The organism is Mesorhizobium sp. M0051 (assembly GCF_040323235.1).
Taxonomy (GTDB): domain Bacteria; phylum Pseudomonadota; class Alphaproteobacteria; order Rhizobiales; family Rhizobiaceae; genus Mesorhizobium.
Genome location: NZ_JAMYUT010000097.1, coordinates 1 through 854, shown reverse-complemented (window position 1 = coordinate 854; position 854 = coordinate 1). Strand labels below are relative to the sequence as shown.

At 62.8% G+C, this 854-nt stretch carries 1 protein-coding gene and 2 pseudogenes; all 3 read left to right on the top strand.

What is annotated here, in order from left to right; translation table 11 throughout:
• A pseudogene (locus NKJ90_RS33390) lies at positions 1–152 on the top strand (IS66 family transposase); the annotation flags it as partial.
• A gap of 64 nt (positions 153–216) precedes the next feature.
• The gene (gene tnpA / locus NKJ90_RS33385) at positions 217–672 is read left to right on the top strand and encodes an IS66-like element accessory protein TnpA (RefSeq protein ID WP_352487781.1); all 456 of its coding nucleotides are present in this window, start codon (positions 217–219) and stop codon (positions 670–672) included.
• Positions 673–766: 94 nt separating this feature from the next.
• Positions 767–854: pseudogene (locus NKJ90_RS33380) on the top strand (IS66 family transposase); the annotation flags it as partial.

Genomic DNA, 854 nt, shown 5'->3' with positions numbered 1-854 from the left:
TCCGGGGCCGTGACGGCGTGGTCCAGGCTCTGGCGTCGGCGCACATCGTTGAAAGCGGCCTGCCGACGGAGCGGCTGCTCGCCTACATCGCCGTGTCGAAATACGCCGACGGCCTTCCGCTTTACCGTATGCGCCGCTTACACCCCATTGATTCCGCGTGTTTCTGAACATTGAGGTTTCTGCCAGAAGGTTTTCGGCAGGAGCTGGAGATTTGGCATGGCGGATGGTGAGGGATTTGTTGGGCGATGCGAAGTTGTCGAGCCTCGTCGTGGAAACCGACGATGGCCCAATGATCTGAAGGCGCGGATTGTCGCGGAGAGCCTTCAATCCGGTGCGCGGGTTGTTGATGTTGCGCGTCGTCATGATCTCATTGCGCATCAGCTTTCGGACTGGCGCCGGCAGGCGCGTGAAGGGCTTCTGACCTTGCCGGCAGACCTGATGCCCGCCTTATCTGCCGTGGAGACCGGGGCTTTCGAGCCTGCCTTCGTGCCCCTGGCGATTACGACGGGGCCGAAGGAAGCTGCCGATGCTTTGCCGGTCCCGGAGCCGGTCGAGGCCTCTTCGGGGATCGTGACGGTAGAAATAGGCGCAGACCTCGTGGTGAGGTTTCCCGGCGATGTGCCGGTTGACTGGATTGCGGCCTTGGTGCGCGCGATGCGAGGGGCGGCATGATCGTCGCGGGCCAACGATTACCGATCCTGATCGCGACGCGCCCGGTGGACTTCCGCTGTGGCCATCAGGCGCTGGCCTTGATGGTGCAGACCGAGTTGTCGAGCGTGCAATCAGGCCCCAGACGATCACGCGAAAGAATAGTCTATTCGCCGGCAGCCAAGGCGGTGGACGAACCTGGGCGA